Source organism: Staphylococcus sp. MZ3 (genome assembly GCF_018622755.1).
Lineage (GTDB): Bacteria > Bacillota > Bacilli > Staphylococcales > Staphylococcaceae > Staphylococcus > Staphylococcus aureus.
Genome location: NZ_CP076026.1, coordinates 669,122 through 694,406, shown reverse-complemented (window position 1 = coordinate 694,406; position 25,285 = coordinate 669,122). Strand labels below are relative to the sequence as shown.

The following is a 25,285-nucleotide window of genomic DNA, read 5'->3' as shown; positions in this document are numbered from 1 at the left end:
CATGTTTTAAATTCTTCGTTTTCAATTTGAAGATCTTAAATGTTGCTTAAGTAATAAATTACTACTGTTTATCATTAGTTTAAAGGATTTAACGGTAATTCATTACTCGGATTTTCTATTTGTGGTTTCTCTTCAGTTTGAATACCACTAGAAGATGTATTACGACTTAAGAAAAGTAACACTTTTTTGATATTATCTATCGATTCAGGTTTATTAAGGTGAAATTGATACTGATGATGTAAATGATGCGTACCATCATAAAACAAAGTATCTACTGGTACATTCAATTCTTGTAATTTCTTACTGAATTCTATATTTTGACTTTCGAATGGATCGCTATCTCCAACAGATAAAAATGTTGGTGGATAATTTTTTGTCGATTGTTTTACTGTAGACATTTGTGAAATATTTTTAAAGCTCTTTTCCCAATCTTCTTCGCCAGTATAACTTTTCATAAATAACTGTATTCTTGGAAACTCAGTTTCTCTAACTGTTTGCATATTATAAAAACCACCAAATAGTATAGCGCCTTTAATTTGTGATGGTTTGAATGACTGATCAAATTTCATGGCTTCTCTTAAGCGATCATTCGTCTGTATTGCCGTAAATTGGCTAGCTAATTGAGCACCTGCAGAATCACCGCCAATAATTACTTGATTAAAATCAATAGGTAAATTCATTTTATTTTCTTTAATGAATTGAGTTGCTTGATTCATTTGAATTAATGGTGTGGGATATTTATATTGTGGCGCCAATGCATAATTTACATTCACAACAATGTACCCTTGTTCAGCAATTTTCGCTAATAATGGGTTTTTATACTGCTTATCACCCGCAATATAACCACCACCGTGCATCCAAAAAATAACTGGCAGTTTGGCATTAGAAGACATATCAACAGGTGTAATAATATCTAATTTACTGTTAGGGAAAACTCTATTGTATGTAAGGTTTTGATAAATGCGCACATTTTTATTTTTAATATTAATTTTGTCTTTATTAGCATGGTTCTCATTTGTAATTTGGTCATAATGTTGTTTCAGATGAAATGCTAACAATACACTGATTACAGTTATAAAAAGTGCAGTTATCATCGTCCATTTATTATCTTTATTCATTACATCGTACCTCTCTATTTGTTAGACGCTCATATTAATAGACTGAATAAATATAAAAAGCAATTCGCCCGATAAGAGTAGAGACGAATTGCTTTTAAGGTTAAAACAAAGTGATTCAATTGTAAAGTTTCGGATATCCATCATATGATATTAAGCAATATGTTTTTTATCCGCATTTTTACGTTTGAAATATTTAATAATTACAGCTACTACAATAAATAAGCCTACATATCCCATAATTGTATATAACTTATTAATTAATTCAGCAAATCCTACGAAACTTAATAAATAACCTGCTACCATCATTATAATAATAAAGATATGATAATTTTTACTGTATGGTTCTGTAAAACGTGCTGCAAATGAATACATTAGTCCTAGAATAGTATTATACATAACCGCCAGCATAATAACAGATAACACTGTTGCTATTAAAGGATGGATATTATTTGCTAACGTCAATGTTGGAATTGAGGCATTTTTAATAGTTGGATATTCACTTTGCAATGCAAAGTTGATCAATGCTAGTAATACAGTATAGATAATACCACCATACATCGCGCCTGCACCTGACACTGTACGCTTTTCTGTATCCCCACCGATTGCTACGATGGTACTAAAACCTACAGAAAAAGCTAATCCACCATATATTGTACCAAACCAGATTCCCTTCCAAATACTTGCCTCAGGCACTACTTGGTTAACTTCTGCTAATGAAACATGACCTTTAAATAAATAAACGTCAGCGATTAATACAACTAAAACAATTAAAAATGGTGTAACGATACCTAGTGCACGTACTATTTTATTAAAGTCTAATAGCAACGTAATATAAATCGCTAATGTCATAATTAAAGCACCTAGCCATGTAGGTATGTTATAACTTTCTTCAAATGTTGCGCCTGCACCAGCTATCATGGTTACAGCTATACCAAATAAGAAGAAGATTAAAATATAATCAAAGACTTTACTAAACTTTTCACCGAATACGTATTGTAATGTTGATTCATGATTTGTCGCTTCAAAGGCAGTACCAATTTTTGCTACTTGGCGCCCAATAAAAGCTAAAATAAAACCAGATATAATAACGCCTAAATAAGCCCACAAGCCATATTTAGTGAAAAATTGCATAACTTCTTGTCCAGTTGAAAATCCTGCGCCCACTACAATGCCGACGTAGGCAAATCCAATTTTTGTTGCTTCTTTATTCATCATCATGTGAATAATAGACCTCCTTAATTTTGCACAGTGTGCATTATAACGTACTGAAAATTAATTGCAAGTCGCATAGGTTATTTTTCACTTTTTCAAAATTGCTCAATCCATTCACATTATCACGTTCAATGACATTTAAAAAAATTATAAATTTATGCTTTTATAATGCAGTCATACGAACTTTTGTATAGGAAAAATGATTAATTATTGTGCTTCTTGAATTTCGTATATTTAGTTAAATTTCGAAGAATACATATCAAAATTTCTCAGTTAACAAGGTTTAAACCATCTATCGTATGTTCTTTATTAAAATGTATAAATTTATAAAATGTTGTATAAAAACCATTTGTGCACACAAGTATACTTCGTTAGTTTTTAAGTATTAAAAAAGGCTGGAACATATGTCCCAACCCAACCAAATGTTAAAACTATTATTAAGCTAATATAATTGAAATGTAATTAACGTGCATTACGTTGGTGTAATTCATTTATATCAACAACAACGTTGTCCATACGTTTGGCAGTGTCTTTTAAGACGTTACGAGCAACATTATTATTAGGATCTAATTTTAAAATTTGCTTGGCGATATCAAAAGCCTTCTTATCTGAAATAACAGGTGTTGGTATCGCATGCAATAATAACATTTGTAACAAACTTTTAACTTCTTTGCCGTCAGTAAGTTTTATGGAAGCGTCTGCATGATAATAAGCAGAATCCAAAGCACCTTCATATTCACTTAGTGGATACACAAGCAATAAAAATGCTAAGTCATGCATTTCAGATGATTCTTCGTACTTAATCATATCTAAAATACATGTATAAAACATCATACTTTCTACTTCATGCGCACTTGAAATATATGCTTCTTCAAATTCCATAAAATCTGTTTCGGACATCAATTGTCGTACTAAATCAAACTCGCCATTCAATACATGTTTTTTTATAAGGTGTTGCATGGCAATGTCCTCCTATTTCTCCAGATTTTATTAAACATTTACATATATACTATCATATTTTTTATAAAGTTTCATTTGAAAAAGGTTTACATTTTTCATTATTAGTAAATTTTAACTAAAATGATTGTTTGATTTCTGCTAATGCATCATCAATTGAACCGCCGATTGATAGCTTTACTGCTGCGATAAAACTGCCTTCAACAATTGGTGCATCAACTTTTAACACACGATGATTACCATCATACATTTCAATTGCCATATCTACATTCATTTCTGAAGATCCAATATCGTAAAAACACAATGCATCATCCTCTAATTTAGTCAAAACTTCTTGGATGATATCAAATGAAGTTCCAATTGAACCATCTGGTAATCCCCCGATTGGTATAATATCAACGTCACCTGCCATTTGCTTTAACAAAGATTTTGTACCACTTGCAATTTCTTTACTGTGGCTAACAAGTATAATTTTAGGCATTATCTTCATCTCCAATCAAAGCGTTTAAAATATAAACCATACTTTGAGCACCTGGATCAATATAACCTTTTGATTCTTCTCCAAAATATGCAGCTCTACCTTTCGTTGCTACCATATCTTTTGTATTATCTGCTAATTGCTGTAAATCATTGAATGTTAAAGTTTCACCATTTTCAAGCTTCTCTGCTGCTCGCGCTACTACATCATACATTGTCTTTTCATTTAAAGTAACTTTACCACGTGATTCAACCGCTTCGGCAAATGCCTGAATTAGTGTAATGAAATCTTGATTATCCATATCATCTTTGGTGACTGCAGACATTTTAACAAAGCTAAAGCCATACAGTGGTCCTGATGCACCCCCAACATTTGACATCAATGCCATACCAGTCGATTTGAACAATGATTGCATTGAGCTATCATCAAGTTTGTCTTTAAGACTACTAAACCCACGAACCATGTTAACCCCGTGGTCACCATCACCAATTGCTCGATCTAATTCAGTTAATTCAGATTCATGTTTTTTAAACGTTTCTTCTAAATTTAATAAACGTGCTTTCATATCATTCACTTTCATTTGTGCCACCTCATAAATGTATATTTATTCATATTCACTTCTTATTTAAAGTATTGACTTGTTGTTGGTGCTAAAAATGCTTTCAAATATTCTGGTTTATTAGGCACGATAGTTATAGAAAAACCTTGCATGTCTAAAGATGTCATATAATCACCAACAAACCATTTAGCAACATTGACCGTTCTTGCAGCTAAATTTTGTTGAATATATTTAGTTACGATATTTAATTCAGATAACGGCGTACCACCCATACCATTTACCATTAATATGACATCATTGGCAGTAACTTCTTTATACAATTCGTCTAACAATGTTCCAACAATATGATCAATATCCTTTATTTCTTCCCTATGAATACCTTTTTCACCATGTATACCAATACCGATTTCCATTTTGTCGTCTTCAATATCAAAGCCATATTTTCCAGTAGTTGGAACAAGCGGTGGCTCAATTGCCATACCAATACTTTTAATTTCAGGTAACAACGCTTCTACACGCGATTTTATCTCTGTTAATGAATAACCTTTTTCAGCAAGATAACCAGCAAGCTTATGAACAAACACTGTTCCTGCAACACCACGACGTTGTGCTTCGTTTGTCACAGCAATGTCGTCACGAACAATAACAGTTTGAACATTTATACCTTCCATTTCTGCAAGCTCTTGTGCCATTTCGAAATTCATCACGTCACCTGCATAGTTTTTTACAACTAGTAATACACCATGACCAGTATCTACTGCTTTAATAGCTTCTAATATTTTATCTGGTGTAGGTGATGTAAATACTTCGCCACAAACCGCTGCATCTAGCATACCTTCTGCAACAAAACCGGCATGCGCAGGTTCATGACCGCTTCCACCTCCAGAGACTATTGCTACACCATGTTCTTTCTTAGCTTTTTTTACAATAACTGTATTAGCAATCAGATCTAACTCTGGGTGCGCAATTAACAATCCTTCAAGCATATCAGTTAAAAATGTTTCTTTTTTATTGATTAACTTTTTCATCATGTTGTACCTCCTTGGTATTATCAGTCATAGTATAAAACAGAATAAATGAATGCGCTATCATAAAGGATTAACCTGATACCGTTATCAAATATATTTTTGATAAGATCCTCTTGATAACTTAATGGTTCATTATTGAAAAAATAAATAGTCTTGAGTGGCTCATTAAATAAAAAATGCTATGAAAAGCCTTATAATAAAGTGCCTTTCATAGCAATAAGTTGTGTCCTTTGACACTATACATTTTTCGTTTTGTACATTAAATATAAGAAATACGGTGCACCAATAATTGCTACGACAATACCTGCTGGAACCCCACCTGGTTGTAATACAATTTTGCCAATTGTATCAGCTATAACAAGTAAACATGCCCCTACTAAAATGGCAATTGGTAAAAACAACTGGTGACGTGGTCCAACGATACGTTTGGCAATATGCGGACCCATTAATCCGATAAACGAAATTGAACCTGCTACTGCTACAGCAGCAGATGATAACATCACTGCGATAAAGAATAATATTAAACGTTCTCTGCTTAACCTTACACCTAGACCTCGTGCAATATTATCACCCGTATGAATAATATTTAGTGTATTCGATTTAAATAGTAAGTAAGGAATAATAATCAACACCCACGGTAAAAATGCAATGACAAATGGCCATTCGTCACCCCAAATATTACCTGCAAACCAAGCAGCGATGAAATCAGATTGCTTATCATCAAATTTTGACATAATTGTAATTGAGCCACCATATAATGCTGTTTGTAAACCTACACCTATTAATACCATACTCGCAGGTGTAACACCTTCATTTTTATTAAAACTGAAAATAAAAATAATCAATGCAGTGGTGATACCACCTAGTATACTTATTAACGGCAGTACATAAACAAAGTTGTCAGCATTAATTTTACCAATTGCAATAAATAATGCGATTGCAAATCCGCCACCTGCGTTAATACCTAATATACCTGGTTCAGCTATTGGATTTTTTGTGACACTTTGCACTATTGCACCACTAATACTAAGCGCTGCGCCAGCCAAAATAGTAATCATCATCCGAGGTAACCTGAAATCTAATAAGATTAACTCATCAATGGCATCACCTTGTCCAATTAAAGTTTTGAAAAATCTTTCAACAGGTATGTTGTATTCACCTGAGGTAATACTCCAAGTACAACCTAGAAATAGTAGAATGCTAAAAACAGCCAGTGCTATCCATTGTCTGCGTTTATTATTTGAACTAATCATATTGTGCGTCCTCCTTTTTTAACTAAATATAAAAAGTAAGGAACACCGATAAATGAAATGATTGCACCAACAGGCGCTTCTCCTAAATATCGTGCTATCATATCGGCAACAAGCACGAGTATCCCACCTAACAAGGCTGTTAATGGTAGAATTTTAGCATAATCAGTTCCAATTAAAAATCTTGCTATATGAGGCACCATCAAACCTACAAATGCAACTTGTCCAGCGATAGCAACTGCAATACCTGCTAGAATCATAGCAATAATTAAACATATGCCTCTGATCATTGTTACATTTTGACCTAAACCTTTAGCTAATGATTCACCAAGATTTAAAATGGTAAGTTGTTTACTAATTGTTAATATAATGAATAACGCAATACCAATTAATGGAATTGCCCACTTAAGGTGTGACCATGTTGTGCCTGAAACGCCTCCAGCAGTCCAAAATGTTACTGTTTGATTTAGTCTAAAAGCTAATGCAATACCTTGACTTAGCGCTGTTAACATAGCACTTACTGCTGCACCCGCTAAAATAATACGCATCGGATTAAATCCATCACGTCTAGATCGGCCTATCATTAATACAATAGCACCTCCTAGAATAGCACCTAAAAATCCAGCAAACATCAATATTAAAAATGAAGTGTTTGGTAAAACTGCATATGTTAATGCTAAAGCAAATGAAGCACCTGAATTTAAACCTATGAGCGCCGGATCAGCAAGACCATTACGAGTAACACCTTGTATAATCGCACCAGAAACTGCAAGCGCCATACCTACAATTACTGCTGCTATATTTCTGGGAATCCTAATCTCATTGATGATGTTTTGCTGTTGATTGCTAGGATTATAATTAAAAATAGCCTCTATAATTGTAGAGGCTTGAATTTTGGCGTCACCTATTAATGTAGAAATAAATAGTGTGATTAGTAGTATCATACTTAAACCTATAATATAGGATAAAAACTTCAATGGCGTTGGGTTCTCTCTATTTGTCATGTTAATTGTCCTTTTTATCATATTAACTTACTTAATTAAGAATAAGCTCTGCGACATAAGTCATAAGTTACCAGTAAAGGTTTTCCAGTTTTAGGATCTTTACTTAAAACAACATCAATATTAAAAACTTTTTCTAATATTTCCTGTGTTAATACGTCTTCTGTTGAACCTGTAGCGATGATATCCCCTTCTTTCATCGCAATAAGATGATCTGAGAAACGAATCGCTTGGTTGATATCATGAAGAACCATGACAATTGTACAACCTTGTTCCTGATTTAGCTTCTGAACTAATTCTAGTATTTCTAATTGATGACAGATATCTAAATATGTTGTTGGTTCGTCTAAAAAGATAATATCAGTTCTTTGTGCTAATGCCATTGCAATCCAAACACGTTGTCTTTGACCATCACTTAAATCATTGATTGAACGGTGTCGGAATGTATCAGTTCCTGTAACTTCCATTGCCCAATCAATTTCTTTCTTATCCTCAGCAGTTAATCTACCAAATCCTTTTTGATGTGGAAAACGACCATATGAAACTAATTCCCCAACAGTTAAGCCATCTGCTACTTCAGGTGATTGAGGTAAAATGGCTATTTTTTTTGCAATCTCTTTCGTAGATTGTGTATGAATATTTTCACCATCTAAAAATACTTCGCCTTCTTTAACTGCCAATAAACGTGACAATGCCTTTAGCAAAGTAGATTTCCCGCAGCCGTTAGGACCAATGATTGACGTCACTTTGCCATCTGGTATTTCAACATCTAATTTATTTATAATCGTGTTATCCCCGTAACCAATTTTAACTTGTTGTCCATGCAAACGATTCATAATTTCCCTACTTTCAATAAAATTCTTTCTGTTTATAAAAAATAATTTCTATTTTTAAATTATCAATTTTCAAAGGCATCCCAATTGATAATGATTATCATGAACATCATTATAACATTTTTCAATCTTATTGACTAACATTACTTTTTAAATTGGATAACTCGATTTGTCATGTCTTGTATATTACTTTTATAAAATAAAAAACGCCCACAGATAAGTCTTCATAGTTCAAAAACTTGTCCGTGGACTTCTATTTAAGTATGTGTGCTCATACCATTTATTTATTCATCTGCAAGAAAGCCATTACCATAGACATCTCTTACATCATGAATTACGAGGAATGCATCTTTATCGATTTGTTTAATTAATCGCTTTGCTTTTGAAACTTGTGTTTTAGAAATAACAACGTATAAGACATCTTTTTCTTCACGCGTATAATAGCCATGTCCGTTTAAAATGGTTAAACCTCTTCCAATTTGCTCGTCTATTGCTTTGGCAAGTTTGTCGGGATTAGTTGAAATAATCGTCATAGCTTTTTTAGTGTTTAAACCTTCTATGACATATTCCATCACTTTTGTTCCTATATAAAGTGATATTACTGTTACTAATACTTTATCAAGTGGAATAACTGTAAGTGAAATTGCAACAACGATCATATCGAAGAAAAGCAAAGCATATGGCGTGCTTACATCGAGGTATTTCGTTGCAATTCTCGCCAAAATTGTTGTACCTGCTGTTGTACCGCCTGCAAGGATAATTACTCCGATTCCTAGTCCAACGCTTACACCACCAAAAATGGCATTCACAATGCTGTTTCCAGTTTCTACTTGCCATGATTCTGTTAAACTCAAAAATATTGAAATAAGAATTGTTACAAGAATAGTTAAGTACATACTTCTCTTACTCAAAAATTTATAACCTATGGCAATCAATACTGCGTTGACCAAGAAGTTAGTGATGGCTGGTGAAATATGAAACGCATAATATAAAATAATTGCTAAACCTGTAACCCCGCCTTCACCTAAGTTACCAGAAATAATAAATGCATTTACACCTGCAGCAAAGATAAATGAACCTAAGACAACTAGTATTAAATCTTTAACCGTTTTATTCACGAAACCATCCCCTTTATATATTTATTAGACTATAAAAATAGTAGCACAACAAAAATGCTGTCACAACTCTATGGAAAGAGTTCTAACAAAGATTTACTATTTAACTAATTTATATGAAGAATAGCTTTCCCTATTAAATATCACTCACAATATAATAATTAAAAATATTCTGAATTTTTAATTTACTTTCATTTCATTGTCTGCTATAATGTTTTTAACTTCTTCAATAGAGAAGTTATCTCCTTTGTGTTGTTTATAATAACAAAACAAATTTTGCTCGAAGTACTATGACTGTACCTAGTCCTTACTGTCATATGTACAATAATATTCATTTCCCATAAAAGCCAAGTGTATTACCATGTGCACTTGGTTTTTATAATGCTTCAATTTCGGTAACTTTAAAAATATTTAAATACCTTTATATCAATAATAAAAAAGTCCAAGCATCTCACCTATATCAATAGACGACATACCTGGACATATTTATTAGTTAAAATGTATTATCATAGTCACTCTTCGACATATTACCATGCAAATAAACCAACGAAAGCTGCAGTTAATAATGAAACTAGGATACCTGATAATAGCATCATAGGTACATATTTAGATACAAAGTCTGATGTCTTTTTATCAACAATGCCTTTCAATGTACCGATAATCATACCAATCGTTGAGAAGTTTGCAAATGAAATTAAGAATGTTGTAATAACCGCACGATGGTGTGGTGTATAAGATGCAATATCTTTAGAAATTTCACCCATAACAACAAATTCATTTGTAACAATTTTCTTAGCCATTTGTTGTGCTACCAACCACGCTTCATCATAAGGTAAACCGAGTAATAGCGCAAATGGATACATAAACACACCTAAAATTTGGTTTAAACCGAAACTACCTTTTATGCCTATCCATCCTGCTATCAATCCTGTAATCAAATTGATAAAACGATCAAATAGATCAGCTAACGCTACAAAACTAATAACAAATGCGATGATGATTAATACTAATTTACCTGCTGCTAATACAGAATCTCCAAGGAATGAGAAGAATGGTTGACGTTCAACTTCATTGTTTTTAAGACTGTAAATAATATCTTCTTTCTCTTCAACACTTACTGGATTCAACAAGCATGACACAATAATCGCGTTAACGATATTTAGTGGAATTGCCGTTAGTACCAGTTCTCCTGGTACCATTTGTACATACGCACCTACAATAGCTCCCGATACAGAGCTCATTGACATCATTGCGATTGTTAATACACGCATTTCATTCATACGTTTTAGTTGCTCACTTGATACGGCTAATGCTTCAGTATTTCCTAAGAACATCATTTCTATCCCAAAGAATGACTCGAATTTAGGTTGTCTTGTTACTTTGGCTAGTAACCAACCAATACCTCCAATAATTTTCGGTAAAATATTAAAGTACATTAAGATATCAAATAATGGCACTATTAATAATATTGGGAATAAGGCTGCAACAGCCATATCCATCATTTTAACATTTGTCAAACTTGCAAATGCAAAACCTGTACCAGCATGCGCTGACTGAACTACCCAAGCGATACCATTGGCTGCTCCTCTTACTGCTTTTTGACCCCAATCAAAATAAATAAAGAACCATGCTAAAAACAGGTTTAAAACAACTAAGATCCCAATTGATTGCCATTGGATATTTTTGCGATCTCTTGAAAATAATACCGCAATACCAAGAAATACAATTAGACCAATAATGTTGATTAATAAAAACATTTGGCACCCACCTATGATTTAATTTTTTAAAAATTTAGAAACATTGAAATATCAAACTTCTGTACCGTGGACTCTAAAATCAGTTAAATTGCTATGTAAAATATGAAGAATTATGACTCGTGGCTACAGTATTTAATATATGTATGTTTGCTTATAACTTGTATTATACCATGAGCATTTTTTTCTTAAAATATCGATTTCATTAATTTAAGAATTATTATGTCGTAACTTCTCAAATGATTAAAAATAGACAAAAGCTTGAAGCAATTTATTAACATCTATATCCATCAATGTGCCACACTTTAATTTCCTCGATGGTATATGTGTATTTGCTCCAAGCTTACTTATATATAAAATTAATCTGTTAATTTTTGAGACACTACAAAGTTTTTATACTTCGCATGTGATGCCATCAGTTCTGAATGCGTACCTTTACCTGTTACCTGTCCTTTGTCTAAGAATATAATTTGACCGGCTTTTTTAATTGTAGACAAACGATGCGCAATGACAATCGTTGTTCTACCTTCCATCAATGTTTCTAAAGCTTCTTGAATTTTCAATTCACTTTCACTATCGAGATTAGCTGTTGCTTCATCAAGTAACAAAATATCAGGATTTTTAACAAAACTTCTAGCAATATCAATACGTTGACGTTGTCCGCCAGACAGTTTCAATCCTCGTTCACCTACAAGCGTGTCATATCCTTCATCAAATTGCATGATAAAATCATGACAGTTCGCTAATTTAGCATAATTAATAAGTTCTTCATCTGAAACATGACGATTAATTCCGTATAAAATATTGTCTCTAATTGTACCACTCATCATCGAATTTGATTGCATAACATATCCAATTTTGCGTCGCCACTTAGATAACGGGATATTATAGACACTTTCAAGGCCATATTTAATATCACCTGACTCAATTTCATACATACGTTCTATCAGATTAAATATCGTACTTTTACCAGACCCAGAAGGACCTACAAAAGCACTCACTTGACCTTGTGGGATTTGGAACGACACATCATCTAATATTTTCTTCACATCATATTTAAAGTCTACATGTTCAAATGACAATACACCGTCATCAATTAATACATTTTCAGAATCTTCAAGAGCTTCTGTCGGTTCAATAGGTTCTTGCATGATTTCGTATATTCTACTACTTGCACCGACTGCCTTTTTATAATCTGTAACTAACGTTGAAAGATTGATTAAAGGCATAGATAACTGAATAACATAAAATATCATTGCAATTAATGTACCTGCAGTGATTGCACCAGTCGCAATTTCTAATGCACCAAAACCTAAAATAATTGCAATTGTTAGCAACATAACTATACCTGAAATTGGTTGTACAACTGCCGCAATTTTAGCCTGTTTTAAACCTAATTTATATATTTCATTCAAATTTTTATGTGCATTATCTAATTCAAGACGCTCTGTATTTGATATTTTAACAAGACGCATTTCAGTTAGGACACGCCCTAACAAACCACTGAAGTTTGCAATTTCAGATTGTGTACTTGTCGATATCTTTTGCATAATACGACCTAGAGGAATCATAATTAAAACGAATATCGGTATCGTTATAAATGTTAATAATGTCATTTTCCAATCTAAAATAAATAACATGATTAGTGACCCAACTAATGTAACGATTGATGGTAATAAGTTAGGTAGCTTTTGTGAAATAAATTCATTTATCACTTTCGTATCGTCAGTTAATCGACTCATTAATTGACCACTTTCATTTTTGTCAAAGAATGGCATTTTTAATTGTATGATATGCTCCCATAAAACTGAGCGTATCGCATAAATAATCTTTTCACCAATTTTACTTAATAAATATAAACCTAATCCGCTTAATAAAGCATTGATGACAAAGATACCACCAAATAATGCGATTAGATTCCAATTGATATGGCTCACGGAAAATTTATCTACAATTCGTCCAGTAAACAGTGGCACTAATAGTCCACTTAAGCTCCCTAGTGATGAAATAGTGATAGCTGCAACGATAAGACCCACTGGCCATGATAGTTTTTTAAATAAGAAAAACAATGGATTTTCTCGTTTCATAGTTTTACCTCTTCTGTTTGAAATTTATAGTTAATTCATTTAGATAGATACATGCATTTCTATCATATACTTTCTCCCAACAAAACTTTAAAAATCAAATAAAGTGTTGCCCCAAAATACCGCTCATAACATTTATATGATAGAATATTTCTATTGCATTTTTTGTAATAACTTCTCAAAGTCTTTATATTAAAACATGAAAATTAATCGCTTTTGAGTAAGTTTGCTCTTCGTACAAACATTATAACACCTTTAGCTACACACGTAATATATTTGCATTATTTTTCAAATTAACTGCAGAAAACTTTATTTTCAACAATTTAATTAAGGTGAAGTGAATTAGCAATGATTTCCGTAAGTAGGAATAACCATTGCTTTTAGGGAATATTTAAGAATTGGAAAAGGGAAGATTAACGCTTTATGAAAAATTTAATATCTATTATCATCATTTTATGTTTAACAGTAAGTATTATGACACCATATGCACAAGCTGCTAACAGTGACGTAACCCCTGTACAAGCAGCAAATCAATATGGTTATGCAGGTTTGTCAGCTGCATACGAACCGACGAGTGCTGTTAATGTAAGTCAAACTGGACAATTACTGTATCAATACAATATCGATACTAAGTGGAATCCAGCGTCTATGACTAAATTAATGACAATGTACTTAACATTGGAAGCTGTAAATAAGGGGCAGCTTTCACTTGATGACACTGTCACAATGACGAACAAAGAATATATTATGTCTACACTACCTGAGTTGAGTAATACGAAACTATATCCTGGACAAGTATGGACAATCGCAGACCTATTACAAATTACAGTATCTAATTCTAGTAATGCCGCGGCATTAATTTTAGCTAAGAAGGTATCAAAAAACACGAGCGATTTCGTTGATTTAATGAATAACAAAGCTAAAGCTATCGGAATGAAAAATACACATTTCGTCAATCCAACGGGTGCTGAAAATTCAAGATTACGTACATTTGCACCAACAAAGTATAAAGACCAAGAACGTACTGTAACGACTGCTAGAGACTATGCCATTTTAGATTTACACGTGATTAAAGAGACACCTAAAATATTAGACTTTACAAAGCAGTTAGCACCAACAACGCATGCAGTTACGTATTACACATTCAACTTTTCATTGGAAGGTGCAAAAATGAGTTTGCCGGGTACAGATGGTTTAAAAACTGGATCAAGTGATACAGCAAATTACAACCATACGATTACTACCAAACGAGGTAAATTTAGAATTAATCAAGTTATCATGGGTGCAGGAGACTATAAAAACCTTGGTGGCGAGAAGCAACGTAATATGATGGGGAATGCATTAATGGAACGTTCATTTGATCAGTATAAATATGTAAAAATATTGTCTAAAGGTGAGCAAAGGATAAATGGTAAGAAATATTATGTTGAAAATGATCTTTACGATGTTTTACCAAGTGATTTTAGTAAAAAAGATTATAAACTTGTAGTCGAAGATGGTAAAGTACACGCGGACTATCCAAGAGAATTTATTAATAAAGATTATGGACCTCCAACTGTAGAAGTTCATCAGCCAATTATTCAAAAGGCAAATACTGTTGCTAAAAGTATGTGGGCAGAACATCCATTATTCACTATCATTGGTGGTGCATGCCTTGTCGCTGGATTAGCACTTATTGTTCATATGATAATCAATCGTTTATTTAGAAAAAGAAAATAAAACATACTAAAAACGGACAAGTTGCACATTATAAAGCTGCGAAACTTGTCCGTTTTATATTTATTTTATAATAACCTACATTAATTTATCGTTTAGTATCGATAGTTCTATATAATTTATTTAGCATCTTTACCATATAATTCTTGTTTGATTTTAGTCGTCGAAATGCCTTCTGTACGTTTTAAATAAATGACTTCACATTTATCCTTTAAGAAGTCGAATTCACCTTCCCAGTCATGTCCCATAACAAAAACATCTACATCAAATTTTTCGACATCGTCTTCTTTTTGTCCCCAGCCCTTTTCTGGAATGACTAAATCGACATAGCGTATTGATTCAAGCATCATTTTTCGTTGTTCATAATCATAATAAGATTTTTTATGTTTAATTTGATTAAATTCATCTGTTGATAATGCTACTATTAAATAATCGCCCATCTCTCTTGCACGACGAAGCAATTCGATATGACCATAGTGAAGTAAGTCATATGTGCCATATGTTATTACACGTTTCATTAAGTTATCCTCCTCATATTGTCACATCATAGGATTGCAGTTTATGGTCATCAATGTACACGTTATCGTTTTAACATTGATTTTGTTCGATGTGCAAACTTTCTCCCTTTAAGTTGTATCAAGAATTTTTTATAAGTCGGCCTATTAATGCCCACTTGAATTAATGTTTGTCGCCACAATTCGTATATTTCTCTATCCCAATTCTCACCAATAAATTCAACTGTATTTATAATGTCAAACATGTTTTGCGATACATAATCAGAATGCTGCATAGACATAATATAGTCTTTTACGAGTTGAATTGTCGTGTGCGTTACTGCTGGGTGTTCGTTCATATAATATTTTAATGAATTATTGAATAAAATACGATCAACCATATCACTATATAATAGCCTTTGTTCAGGTAATAGTAACATTTCCATGACTCGTTGTCTTATTTTCATAATTTCTGTGATATATCTATTAAAATCTTCATCGTTACTTGTAGCATGTGTATCTATATCGTTATCTCCGACAATCATCTGTGAAACTAAATGTATATCCGTAGCTTTTTGCATCGCCTTGACAAGTATTGCGTGATTGTATGTGTTAGCTAAAGTTTCGTCACACTGTAATTCAGCAAATTTAGCACTGAATAACTTTCCGTCAAAAGACATCATTGATAACAAATCTGGTTGTTCCGTTAATGTAACGATTCGATTATCTTTAATAAACTCATCAGCACTTTTCAATTTCCATTCACCATGGTAATTGTAAGCTCGCTGCCCTATTACCATATCAATATTATCATTATTTTTGAAAGCTGCAGTTAACCTATCTAATTTACCTGGCAATACGATTGATGTTGGATTTATGACCATAAATGCGTCACTATCATGTGGATCTGTCATTTTGATATCCATCAAACCTTTATTAATACACGTAGCTATCGAAGCATTTTGTAATTGTATTAATGAAATATGCTTGAGTTCTCTTTGTAACCGTTCAATCATAGGAATTGTTTGATCAGTAGAACCACCATCAATACAAAGGATTCTATAGTGTTCTTTACTCTCAATAGATATTAACAATTGTCGAATTGTTGCCTCATTATTACATGTAGGTATGATTATCGTAAGCCTCATTTTGTCACCATCTTATCTATATATTCTGTGAGCTGATGTAAACTTTTATCAGTATTATACTTATGCCAATCTTTAAATAACGGATTTAATAGATGTTCTTTTTCTTGTATCGTCATTATTAAATCTTCTTCAGTATACACTTTGTAGCTATCCGGTATTGCTTTGTAAAATTGATTCAGGCCTCTCACTTTATCATATGTTCCTTCATCATACACATAAAATATAGTTGGAATATCTAACAAGCTAGCTTCTATTGGCAGCGAACTATAGTCGCTAATAATTATATCTGACATTAGCATTAATGTAGACGTGTCGATTGAAGATACGTCATCAATGTCTGAATCTTCAATTGATGGATGTAATTTATTAATCAGTGTATATCCTGGTAAACATTTTTCAAAATAAGCTTTATCAATAGCCCTATTATCTGCTTTATCTTCTCTATATGTTGGTACATATAATACCAACTTATTTGTAATTCCATATTTATCCTTTAACTCTGCCTTAACCGTTGCTCTATCAGCTGTGTAATATTTATTAATTCTCGGAAGCCCAAAATACAGCATTTGCTCTTCTGTTGCACCTAAAGACTGTTTAAAACATTGTGACATTTGTTCACAACCCACTAAGTAAAAATCCGTCGCTTGATAAACTTTACGGTACTGATGAACCATTGCCTTGTCAGACACATCGACTTGATGATCTGTTAAGCCAAAGTTTTTTAATGCACCACTTGCATGCCACGTTTGAACAATGTGTTGATTAGAAGTCTTATTATATCCACCTAGTAATAGGTAATAATTATCGATAATAATCATCTGCGCGCTTTTCAAAGCCTTAATTTGTTTTACCAATGTTCGATTAGTCATTTCTATCACATCAACATCGTCGCTAAGATCAGATAAATAAGGCGCTTGTTTTGGTGTTGTTAAAACAGTTTTCTGATACGACGAATTATTTAATGCTTTGATGATAGGCTTAATATCTTCTGGAAAAGTCATCATAAATACGATATGCGGTTTATCAATCACTTGAGGCGTAATCATTTTAGAAAGTATTCGAACTACCAAATGATAAAATTTCTTTATTAAAACGTTCATAATACACCAACTTAATATGTTATTTACTTAAATTATAAACAAAAATGAACCCCACTTCCATTTATTAATGGTTAGCGGGGTTTCGTCATATAAATATATTACAAGAAGTCTGCAAATTGATCTCTATATTTCATGTGTAGGTACGCACCAATTGCAAAGAAAATGGCAACAATACCGAAATTGTATAACATTAATTTCCAATGATCCATGAAATACCATTCGTGATATAAAATTGCTGCACGGTATGATTCAGCAATAAAGTAAACTGGATTATATTTCATCATTTCATGAATTAAACCACTGATACCATGGTTCTTTGGTAGCCACAAAATTGGTGAAAAGTAAAATAATATTCTTAATATTGCTTGCATTAACATTTGTGTATCTCTAACTAACACACCGAGTGTTGATGTTAATAACGTCACCGAGGCAGTTAAGAAAAAACAAAACGGTACATATATCAATAATTGAATGATATGTATTGATGGATAAATACCAGTAAACATACATGCAATTATCACAAGTAAAAGTAAGCCTAAATGTCCATAAAATCTACTTGTCACAATATATGTCGGTATTATCGATAACGGGAAGTTCATTTTCGATACTTGATTAAACTTTTGTGTAATTGCTTTAGTACCTTCTAAAATACCTTGGTTGATGAAGAACCACATACTGATACCAACCAATAACCAATAAACAAAAGGTACACCATGAATTGGTGCATTACTTCTTATTCCTAATCCAAAAACCATCCAGTAAACCATAATTTGCATAACAGGATTAATTAATTCCCAAGCAACACCTAAATAGTTACTATGATTGATAATTTTAACTTGAAACTGAGCCAGTCTTTGAATTAAATAAAAGTTCTTTACATGTTCTTTAAAAACTGTTCCTATTGCTGACATTCCATTAAACCACACTTTCAAATGTTTAACTATTTCTCTACTTAACTAAATAGTATTATAATAATTGTTGTAAATACTATCACTATACATGGATGCTATCAAAATTATTGTCTAGTTCTTTAAAATATTAGTTTATTACAAATACATTATAGTATACAATCATGTAAGTTGAAATAAGTTTAGTTTTTAAATATCATTGTTATCATTGATGATTAACATTTTGTGTCAAAACACCAACTCTGATAATAACAAAATCTTCTATACACTTTACAACAGGTTTTAAAATTTAACAACTGTTGAGTAGTATATTATAATCTAGATAAATGTGAATAAGGAAGGTCTACAAATGAACGTTTCGGTAAACATTAAAAATGTAACAAAAGAATATCGTATTTATCGTACAAATAAAGAACGTATGAAAGATGCGCTCATTCCCAAACATAAAAACAAAACATTTTTCGCTTTAGATGACATTAGTTTAAAAGCATATGAAGGCGACGTCATAGGGCTTGTTGGCATCAATGGTTCCGGCAAATCAACGTTGAGCAATATCATTGGCGGTTCTTTGTCGCCTACTGTTGGCAAAGTGGATCGTAATGGTGAAGTCAGCGTTATCGCAATTAGTGCTGGCTTGAGTGGACAACTTACAGGGATTGAAAATATCGAATTTAAAATGTTATGTATGGGCTTTAAGCGAAAAGAAATTAAAGCGATGACACCTAAGATTATTGAATTTAGTGAACTTGGTGAGTTTATTTATCAACCAGTTAAAAAGTATTCAAGTGGTATGCGTGCAAAACTTGGTTTTTCAATTAATATCACAGTTAATCCAGATATCTTAGTCATTGACGAAGCTTTATCTGTAGGTGACCAAACTTTTGCACAAAAATGTTTAGATAAAATTTACGAGTTTAAAGAGCAAAACAAAACCATCTTTTTCGTTAGTCATAACTTAGGCCAAGTGAGACAATTTTGTACTAAGATTGCTTGGATTGAAGGCGGAAAGTTAAAAGATTACGGTGAACTTGATGATGTATTACCTAAATATGAGGCTTTCCTTAACGATTTTAAAAAGAAATCCAAAGCCGAACAAAAAGAATTTAGAAACAAACTCGATGAGGCCCGCTTCGTTATTAAATAAACCGAAAAAACCGAGAATCTCCATTTAAGGATTTCCTCGGTTTTATTTTTATCATCATGACTATTTCGCTTTTTTCATTTTTCTTTTTGCTTTGGCTATTTTATACATAAATATTGGAATACTCTTCAATCTACCAATACGTTTCCAATCTATTAATGCTCTATATATCCATTCAATGTTTAATTTTCTAAAGATATAAGGCGCTCTCTTTTTAGCCCCAGCAAATACTTCAAGAGAACCACCTACGCCCATCATCACTGTAGATTCAAATTGGTTTTCATGTGTCATAATCCATTCTTCTTGTTTAGGGAATCCCATACCTACAAATATGTAATCAGGTTTAAACAGTTTAATTCGTTTCACTACTGTCTCATCTTCTAAATCAATATAACCGTGATGATGTGCAAACGATATGTTTGGATATCTTTGTTGCAATGCATATTGTGCCGCTTCTACAACTTCATTAGTTGCCCCTAGCAAAAATACTTTTTGATGATTTACATGAGCAATTTTCAAACATTCATCCATCAACTCAATACCAGGTATACGATGCGCTAGAGGTTGCTTTAAACGATGCGAAGCTTTGACTACTCCTGTCCCATCAGCAACAATATAGCTCGCTTGATTTATTAACTCTAAATACGCTTGATGCGTCGTCGCGTAATTCACTATTTCAGGGTTGGCTGTTACTATAAAAAGATTATTCGTTGATTGATTTGCAAAAAAGGTTTTAATATTTTCAACCATTTGCAACATTGTTGTATTATCAAAATCGACCCCTAAAATGTCAACTTTGGCTGTATTGGATCTTTCTTCAACAGTCATAACAGGAATCTCCTATCTTATTTCATTATTATGTTAGTGTAATCAATATTAACAGTATTTATATTCATCCTATTTATATCGAAATGATTTTGCTTTATTTTAACACATATTCACCTTTTCAAAAATTAAAATTAGTTTAACTAAGGTAAGTCTAAAGTCTAACGCTATTGATGCCAATATCATTTATAATAAGTGCTAAGCAAACTTTAAATTAATATCTTATATGAGGTTAACAATGAATTATTTATCAAACTTTTTTAATACGACAATTCAACTTAATATATACATTATCGTTATTGTTGCAGCTTGTTATATTGCTATTCATCAATATAGACATAAGCCTATTTTGAACTATTTAGATGTCATTTTAAACTATATCCCTGTTTTAACACATGAATTTGGTCATGTACTGTTTAATAAACTCGCTGGTGGCCGTGCAAAAGATTTAGTCATTGTAACAAGTCCACGAGAGCGACAACAGACATTACAACAAGGATTCGCAATTACACAATCTAGACATCTAGCAGGCCAATGGCTTACAACGATTGGTGGTTATTTTATGCCTCCTATTATGTTATTGATAGGTTTAGCGTCGAGCCATTATCAGATACCTAGTTTCTTTATATTTACCTATTTATTGATATTTATTTATTTTTTAATTTTAACATCTAGAAAAGGCTCACCCATTGTTGTTATAACTTTAATTTCTATCATGTTGTATTTTATATTAAAAGATGAAAATATAGTAGAAATTCAACTACTTGTCACAATGAGTTATCAATATATTTTAGGTGTATTATTAGGCGAAGTTCTACAATCTAGTTGGACGATTGCTAAATTGACTTTCCAGCGTCCGAGTCCACAGTGGGATGGTAGTGCACTTAAAGAACTCAGTCATGTACCTATCTTCATTTATAGTACAATCTGGATTATCTTCAATCTTTATGCAGTGAATATTTTACTCAAATATACTCACTTGATAAATTAACTAATAAAAAAGAAGCCTAAAGCAATTATCCATATGTCTTTATCAGTTCAATCATGGATATCTTTATGGCTTCTTTATTTTATTTTTCAGCAAACATGTTCATTGCATTTTCGTAACTGACAATAATTACATTATCATTACGTTTAATGATAATTACTTTATTCATTTCATCTTTCGATACAATTTCCACTTCATTACCAATAGAAATATCTTTACTAGACAAATATATTAGCAAATCGGTCTTATCTCTCACACGTTTGATTGTAACGATATCACCAGGTTCATAATTCAAAATCGTTGTTATATATTTCTCTTTATATTCATTATTTCTAGGAATCACACCGCCGTGCGGGCAAGTTTCTGGGAAATTTAACAGGCTATCCAGCCTTTCAACAAATAAATCTGAAATTCGATGTTCTAAAATTTCTGCTTCTTGATGTACTTCTTCCCAATTATATTTCAATATTTCTATTAAAAATAATTCTAATAGTCGATGTCTCTTAATGATATCAAGCGTATGCGTTAAACCATCCTCTGTTAATCTAACACCTTTGTATGGTTTTGTTTCAACATAGCCTGCTTTTTCAAGACGTCCTACCATTTCACTTACAGATGGAGGCTTAATATTTAAAAATTGAGATAAGATTTTATTTGTCACAAAGTTTTTATCGCCATTATTCGTAAGGATTGCCTTTAAATAGTCCTCTTTTTCTTCAGTTAACATACTTTCACCTCACATACATTGTCTATATTATATCACGAATTTACTTGACATGATAAATATTCTCAGTTTATTATACAATTAATTAGGTTAGCCTAAACTTTTAATTAGGAGGTATAAACGTTTGTTAGAAACAAAAGATTTAAATCTGTTTTTAGGTAATAAGCATGTACTTAAAAACATTTCCTTATCGATACCAGTACGCGGCGAAATAATTGGTATCATGGGCCCGAATGGTGCTGGTAAATCTTCCCTTATCAAGTCTTTAATTGGTGAATTTAATGCTACCGGCACTAAATTGTTATATAACAAACCTATACAACAACAACTGCAACATATTACATATATTCCACAAAAAGCACATATTGATTTAGATTTTCCTATAAGTGTGGAACAAGTGATTTTATCAGGTTGCTACAAAGAAATTGGATGGTTTAGACGACCTAATAAATCAGCAAGGGATAAACTCAAACAGTTATTAAGCGATTTAGAATTAGAATCTTTACGTCATCGACAAATTTCAGAATTAAGTGGTGGACAATTACAACGTGTGCTAGTAGCAAGAGCATTGATGTCCGAAAGTGAAGTTTATTTTCTAGATGAGCCGTTTGTCGGAATTGATTTTAGTAGCGAAAAATTAATCATGACAAAAATCGAGAACTTAAAACAACAAGGAAAACTTATTCTTATCATCCACCATGATCTATCAAAAGCAAAGCAATACTTTGATCGCATTATTCTATTAAATCAAACATTACGATACTTTGGTGATAGTGAAGAGGCTATGAGTGTCACTCGCTTAAACGAAACATTTATGAGTAGCACTGACTGTAGTGACCCTAGTCAAAGGAGCAATATAACATGTTAGAGTTTGTCGAACATTTATTTACATATCAATTCTTGAATCGAGCATTGATAACTTCAATTATTGTAGGGATAGTTTGTGGTACAGTTGGTAGTTTAATTGTATTACGTGGTCTTTCATTAATGGGAGATGCAATGAGTCACGCAGTATTACCTGGTGTTGCCCTATCATTCTTATTTGGTATTCCAATGTTTGTAGGCGCACTTATAACTGGTATGATCGCAAGTATTTTTATCGGTTATATCACATCTAGTAGTAAAACGAAACCTGACGCCGCTATTGGAATTAGTTTTACCGTTTTCTTAGCTTCGGGGATTATTATTATTAGCTTAATAAACACTACGACAGATTTGTACCATATTCTGTTTGGTAATTTACTGGCAATCACAAATAGTGCATTTTTAACAACTATTGTGATTGGTTCAATCGTCCTTATTCTAATCATTATTTTCTATCGTCCATTAATGATTTCTACATTCGATCCAACGTTTAGTAGAATGAGTGGTCTAAATACGACGTTATTACATTACTTTGTGATGTTGTTACTCTCATTAGTAACAGTAGCAAGTATTCAAACGGTAGGTATTATTCTTGTAGTTGCATTATTAATTACACCTGCATCTACAGCATTTTTAATTAGTAAAAAACTATACTCAATGATGATTATAGCAAGTTTAATAAGTGTCATAAGTTCAATTGTCGGACTTTATTACAGCTATATTTACAACATTCCTAGTGGTGCGACAATCGTACTTTGTACGTTTGTAATTTATATCATCACATTATTTTTCACAAAATTTACGAATAGAAAGAAACGAGGAAGTTTAACATGAAAAAATTAGTACCTTTATTATTAGTCTTATTACTTCTAGTTGCTGCATGTGGTACTGGTGGTAAACAAAGCAGTGATAAGTCAAATGGCAAATTAAAAGTAGTAACGACGAATTCAATTTTATATGATATGGCTAAAAATGTTGGTGGAGACAACGTCGATATTCATAGTATTGTACCTGTTGGTCAAGATCCTCATGAATATGAAGTTAAACCTAAAGATATTAAAAAGTTAACTGACGCTGACGTTATTTTATACAACGGATTAAATTTAGAGACTGGTAACGGTTGGTTTGAAAAAGCCTTAGAACAGGCTGGTAAATCATTAAAAGATAAAAAAGTTATCGCAGTATCAAAAGATGTTAAACCTATCTATTTAAACGGTGAAGAAGGCAACAAAGATAAACAAGATCCACACGCATGGTTAAGTTTAGATAACGGTATTAAATACGTAAAAACAATTCAACAAACATTTATCGATAACGACAAAAAACATAAAGCAGATTATGAAAAGCAAGGTAACAAATACATTGCTCAATTGGAAAAATTAAATAATGACAGTAAAGACAAATTTAATGACATTCCAAAAGAACAACGTGCCATGATTACAAGTGAAGGTGCCTTCAAGTACTTCTCAAAACAATACGGTATTACACCAGGTTATATTTGGGAAATTAACACTGAAAAACAAGGTACACCTGAACAAATGAGACAAGCTATTGAGTTTGTTAAAAAGCACAAATTAAAACACTTATTAGTAGAAACAAGTGTTGATAAGAAAGCAATGGAAAGTTTATCTGAAGAAACGAAGAAAGATATCTTTGGTGAAGTGTACACAGATTCAATCGGTAAAGAAGGCACTAAAGGTGACTCTTACTACAAAATGATGAAATCAAATATTGAAACTGTACACGGAAGCATGAAATAACACGCTGTGTTTTAATGAAGTAAGATGAATTGATGTTGATGCAACCTAAAATATTGGTATCTCCAATATTTTAGGCCACACATCAACATAACAAAGTCGAAGGCTAATAGTCCCATATCGTGCGTTAAATATATATTACCCTCCTATTAATATATATACCGTTCCCGATCGCACGATATGGTGGTATTAGAACTTCTCTTTGAACGAAAGAGAAAAGCTAGAAGTTCT

At 32.3% G+C, this 25,285-nt stretch carries 25 protein-coding genes; 6 read left to right on the top strand and 19 right to left on the bottom strand.

Annotated elements, in window-relative coordinates; genetic code table 11:
* Positions 1-74 precede the first annotated feature (74 nt).
* The 13 genes from KI230_RS03230 to KI230_RS03170 all read right to left on the bottom strand — a co-directional run bounded on the left by KI230_RS03230 (position 75) and on the right by KI230_RS03170 (position 13,392).
* Positions 75-1,118, bottom strand: a complete 1,044-nt coding sequence (locus KI230_RS03230) for an alpha/beta hydrolase (protein ID WP_001030771.1) — start codon at positions 1,116-1,118, stop codon at positions 75-77.
* Positions 1,119-1,268: 150 nt separating this feature from the next.
* Complete coding sequence (locus tag KI230_RS03225; RefSeq protein ID WP_214958317.1) at positions 1,269-2,336, bottom strand: YkvI family membrane protein; 1,068 nt, start codon at positions 2,334-2,336, stop codon at positions 1,269-1,271.
* Between the two features lie 456 nt (positions 2,337-2,792).
* The gene (locus KI230_RS03220) at positions 2,793-3,290 is read right to left on the bottom strand and encodes a hypothetical protein (protein WP_001164085.1); all 498 of its coding nucleotides are present in this window, start codon (positions 3,288-3,290) and stop codon (positions 2,793-2,795) included.
* A 115-nt stretch (positions 3,291-3,405) separates the two neighbouring features.
* Positions 3,406-3,768 (bottom strand): dihydroxyacetone kinase phosphoryl donor subunit DhaM, encoded by a 363-nt coding sequence (dhaM, locus tag KI230_RS03215; protein ID WP_001124167.1) that lies wholly within the window; start codon positions 3,766-3,768, stop codon positions 3,406-3,408.
* On the bottom strand, positions 3,761-4,345 hold the full coding sequence (gene dhaL / locus KI230_RS03210) for a dihydroxyacetone kinase subunit DhaL (RefSeq protein WP_000867201.1): 585 nt from the start codon (positions 4,343-4,345) through the stop codon (positions 3,761-3,763). Before dhaL ends, dhaM begins: the two co-directional genes overlap by 8 nt.
* 41 nt (positions 4,346-4,386) lie before the next feature.
* Positions 4,387-5,355 (bottom strand): dihydroxyacetone kinase subunit DhaK, encoded by a 969-nt coding sequence (gene dhaK, locus KI230_RS03205; RefSeq protein ID WP_214958316.1) that lies wholly within the window; start codon positions 5,353-5,355, stop codon positions 4,387-4,389.
* 233 nt (positions 5,356-5,588) lie between these two features.
* The gene (locus KI230_RS03200) at positions 5,589-6,605 is read right to left on the bottom strand and encodes a FecCD family ABC transporter permease (protein ID WP_000625893.1); all 1,017 of its coding nucleotides are present in this window, start codon (positions 6,603-6,605) and stop codon (positions 5,589-5,591) included.
* Positions 6,602-7,606 (bottom strand): FecCD family ABC transporter permease, encoded by a 1,005-nt coding sequence (locus tag KI230_RS03195; protein WP_000184739.1) that lies wholly within the window; start codon positions 7,604-7,606, stop codon positions 6,602-6,604. Before KI230_RS03195 ends, KI230_RS03200 begins: the two co-directional genes overlap by 4 nt.
* A 35-nt stretch (positions 7,607-7,641) precedes the next feature.
* Complete coding sequence (locus KI230_RS03190; RefSeq protein ID WP_214958315.1) at positions 7,642-8,439, bottom strand: ABC transporter ATP-binding protein; 798 nt, start codon at positions 8,437-8,439, stop codon at positions 7,642-7,644.
* Between the two features lie 281 nt (positions 8,440-8,720).
* Complete coding sequence (locus tag KI230_RS03185; RefSeq protein WP_001044662.1) at positions 8,721-9,554, bottom strand: YitT family protein; 834 nt, start codon at positions 9,552-9,554, stop codon at positions 8,721-8,723.
* A gap of 177 nt (positions 9,555-9,731) precedes the next feature.
* Complete coding sequence (locus tag KI230_RS03180; RefSeq protein ID WP_001788321.1) at positions 9,732-9,824, bottom strand: hypothetical protein; 93 nt, start codon at positions 9,822-9,824, stop codon at positions 9,732-9,734.
* A gap of 254 nt (positions 9,825-10,078) precedes the next feature.
* Positions 10,079-11,308 carry a NupC/NupG family nucleoside CNT transporter gene (locus tag KI230_RS03175; protein ID WP_000479279.1) on the bottom strand — a complete coding sequence of 410 codons (1,230 nt, stop codon included), beginning with the start codon at positions 11,306-11,308 and terminating at the stop codon, positions 10,079-10,081.
* Between the two features lie 356 nt (positions 11,309-11,664).
* On the bottom strand, positions 11,665-13,392 hold the full coding sequence (locus KI230_RS03170; RefSeq protein WP_000817956.1) for an ABC transporter ATP-binding protein: 1,728 nt from the start codon (positions 13,390-13,392) through the stop codon (positions 11,665-11,667).
* A gap of 420 nt (positions 13,393-13,812) precedes the next feature.
* On the opposite strand from KI230_RS03170, the gene pbp4 reads away from it, so the two are divergent.
* Entirely contained in the window at positions 13,813-15,108 is a 1,296-nt protein-coding gene (gene pbp4 / locus KI230_RS03165; RefSeq protein ID WP_000793072.1) for a penicillin-binding protein PBP4, read from the top strand.
* A 116-nt stretch (positions 15,109-15,224) separates the two neighbouring features.
* On the opposite strand, the gene tagD is transcribed toward pbp4, so the two are convergent.
* From tagD to tagG, 4 genes are all read right to left on the bottom strand, one after another.
* Positions 15,225-15,623: a glycerol-3-phosphate cytidylyltransferase gene (gene tagD, locus KI230_RS03160; RefSeq protein WP_000832260.1), complete on the bottom strand. Its 399-nt coding sequence runs from the start codon at positions 15,621-15,623 to the stop codon at positions 15,225-15,227.
* A 62-nt stretch (positions 15,624-15,685) separates the two neighbouring features.
* Positions 15,686-16,747, bottom strand: a complete 1,062-nt coding sequence (locus tag KI230_RS03155; RefSeq protein ID WP_001241185.1) for a glycosyltransferase family 2 protein — start codon at positions 16,745-16,747, stop codon at positions 15,686-15,688.
* Positions 16,744-17,847, bottom strand: coding sequence for a teichoic acid glycerol-phosphate primase TarB (tarB, locus tag KI230_RS03150; protein ID WP_045177982.1), 1,104 nt, complete (start codon positions 17,845-17,847; stop codon positions 16,744-16,746). The genes KI230_RS03155 and tarB overlap by 4 nt, the downstream gene beginning before the upstream one ends.
* 98 nt (positions 17,848-17,945) lie before the next feature.
* Complete coding sequence (gene tagG, locus KI230_RS03145) at positions 17,946-18,758, bottom strand: teichoic acids export ABC transporter permease subunit TagG (RefSeq protein ID WP_001273058.1); 813 nt, start codon at positions 18,756-18,758, stop codon at positions 17,946-17,948.
* 346 nt (positions 18,759-19,104) lie between these two features.
* Between tagG and tagH the strand changes: the two genes are divergently transcribed.
* Positions 19,105-19,899: a teichoic acids export ABC transporter ATP-binding subunit TagH gene (gene tagH, locus KI230_RS03140; RefSeq protein ID WP_001103231.1), complete on the top strand. Its 795-nt coding sequence runs from the start codon at positions 19,105-19,107 to the stop codon at positions 19,897-19,899.
* Between the two features lie 60 nt (positions 19,900-19,959).
* Here the strand turns inward: tagH and tarA are convergent, their stop codons facing one another.
* Complete coding sequence (tarA, locus tag KI230_RS03135; RefSeq protein WP_000215389.1) at positions 19,960-20,724, bottom strand: N-acetylglucosaminyldiphosphoundecaprenol N-acetyl-beta-D-mannosaminyltransferase TarA; 765 nt, start codon at positions 20,722-20,724, stop codon at positions 19,960-19,962.
* Positions 20,725-20,959: 235 nt separating this feature from the next.
* On the opposite strand from tarA, the gene KI230_RS03130 reads away from it, so the two are divergent.
* Positions 20,960-21,712, top strand: a complete 753-nt coding sequence (locus KI230_RS03130) for a M50 family metallopeptidase (RefSeq protein ID WP_001108539.1) — start codon at positions 20,960-20,962, stop codon at positions 21,710-21,712.
* Between the two features lie 79 nt (positions 21,713-21,791).
* On the opposite strand, the gene KI230_RS03125 is transcribed toward KI230_RS03130, so the two are convergent.
* The gene (locus tag KI230_RS03125) at positions 21,792-22,436 is read right to left on the bottom strand and encodes a metal-dependent transcriptional regulator (protein WP_000954654.1); all 645 of its coding nucleotides are present in this window, start codon (positions 22,434-22,436) and stop codon (positions 21,792-21,794) included.
* 121 nt (positions 22,437-22,557) lie between these two features.
* Between KI230_RS03125 and KI230_RS03120 the strand changes: the two genes are divergently transcribed.
* Genes KI230_RS03120 through mntC form a run of 3 tightly spaced genes read left to right on the top strand, consistent with a single transcriptional unit; the run spans position 22,558 to position 25,057 of the window.
* Positions 22,558-23,301, top strand: a complete 744-nt coding sequence (locus tag KI230_RS03120) for a metal ABC transporter ATP-binding protein (RefSeq protein WP_000894464.1) — start codon at positions 22,558-22,560, stop codon at positions 23,299-23,301.
* Positions 23,295-24,131 carry a metal ABC transporter permease gene (locus KI230_RS03115; RefSeq protein WP_045177985.1) on the top strand — a complete coding sequence of 279 codons (837 nt, stop codon included), beginning with the start codon at positions 23,295-23,297 and terminating at the stop codon, positions 24,129-24,131. The genes KI230_RS03120 and KI230_RS03115 overlap by 7 nt, the downstream gene beginning before the upstream one ends.
* Entirely contained in the window at positions 24,128-25,057 is a 930-nt protein-coding gene (gene mntC, locus KI230_RS03110) for a manganese ABC transporter substrate-binding lipoprotein MntC (protein WP_070703048.1), read from the top strand. Before KI230_RS03115 ends, mntC begins: the two co-directional genes overlap by 4 nt.
* The last annotated feature ends 228 nt before the right edge of the window (positions 25,058-25,285 follow it).

Excerpts from the sequence above, each read along its gene's own strand:
- KI230_RS03230 (WP_001030771.1), bottom strand. The coding sequence starts at position 1,118 with ATGAATAAAGATAATAAATGGACGATGATAACTGCACTTTTTATAACT.
- KI230_RS03225 (WP_214958317.1), bottom strand. The coding sequence starts at position 2,336 with ATGATGATGAATAAAGAAGCAACAAAAATTGGATTTGCCTACGTCGGC.
- KI230_RS03220 (WP_001164085.1), bottom strand. The coding sequence starts at position 3,290 with ATGCAACACCTTATAAAAAAACATGTATTGAATGGCGAGTTTGATTTA.
- dhaM (WP_001124167.1), bottom strand. The coding sequence starts at position 3,768 with ATGCCTAAAATTATACTTGTTAGCCACAGTAAAGAAATTGCAAGTGGT.
- dhaL (WP_000867201.1), bottom strand. The coding sequence starts at position 4,345 with ATGAAAGTGAATGATATGAAAGCACGTTTATTAAATTTAGAAGAAACG.
- dhaK (WP_214958316.1), bottom strand. The coding sequence starts at position 5,355 with ATGATGAAAAAGTTAATCAATAAAAAAGAAACATTTTTAACTGATATG.
- KI230_RS03200 (WP_000625893.1), bottom strand. The coding sequence starts at position 6,605 with ATGATTAGTTCAAATAATAAACGCAGACAATGGATAGCACTGGCTGTT.
- KI230_RS03195 (WP_000184739.1), bottom strand. The coding sequence starts at position 7,606 with ATGACAAATAGAGAGAACCCAACGCCATTGAAGTTTTTATCCTATATT.
- KI230_RS03190 (WP_214958315.1), bottom strand. The coding sequence starts at position 8,439 with ATGAATCGTTTGCATGGACAACAAGTTAAAATTGGTTACGGGGATAAC.
- KI230_RS03175 (WP_000479279.1), bottom strand. The coding sequence starts at position 11,308 with ATGTTTTTATTAATCAACATTATTGGTCTAATTGTATTTCTTGGTATT.
- KI230_RS03170 (WP_000817956.1), bottom strand. The coding sequence starts at position 13,392 with ATGAAACGAGAAAATCCATTGTTTTTCTTATTTAAAAAACTATCATGG.
- pbp4 (WP_000793072.1), top strand. The coding sequence starts at position 13,813 with ATGAAAAATTTAATATCTATTATCATCATTTTATGTTTAACAGTAAGT.
- tagD (WP_000832260.1), bottom strand. The coding sequence starts at position 15,623 with ATGAAACGTGTAATAACATATGGCACATATGACTTACTTCACTATGGT.
- KI230_RS03155 (WP_001241185.1), bottom strand. The coding sequence starts at position 16,747 with ATGAGGCTTACGATAATCATACCTACATGTAATAATGAGGCAACAATT.
- tarB (WP_045177982.1), bottom strand. The coding sequence starts at position 17,847 with ATGAACGTTTTAATAAAGAAATTTTATCATTTGGTAGTTCGAATACTT.
- tagG (WP_001273058.1), bottom strand. The coding sequence starts at position 18,758 with ATGTCAGCAATAGGAACAGTTTTTAAAGAACATGTAAAGAACTTTTAT.
- tagH (WP_001103231.1), top strand. The coding sequence starts at position 19,105 with ATGAACGTTTCGGTAAACATTAAAAATGTAACAAAAGAATATCGTATT.
- tarA (WP_000215389.1), bottom strand. The coding sequence starts at position 20,724 with ATGACTGTTGAAGAAAGATCCAATACAGCCAAAGTTGACATTTTAGGG.
- KI230_RS03130 (WP_001108539.1), top strand. The coding sequence starts at position 20,960 with ATGAATTATTTATCAAACTTTTTTAATACGACAATTCAACTTAATATA.
- KI230_RS03125 (WP_000954654.1), bottom strand. The coding sequence starts at position 22,436 with ATGTTAACTGAAGAAAAAGAGGACTATTTAAAGGCAATCCTTACGAAT.
- KI230_RS03115 (WP_045177985.1), top strand. The coding sequence starts at position 23,295 with ATGTTAGAGTTTGTCGAACATTTATTTACATATCAATTCTTGAATCGA.
- mntC (WP_070703048.1), top strand. The coding sequence starts at position 24,128 with ATGAAAAAATTAGTACCTTTATTATTAGTCTTATTACTTCTAGTTGCT.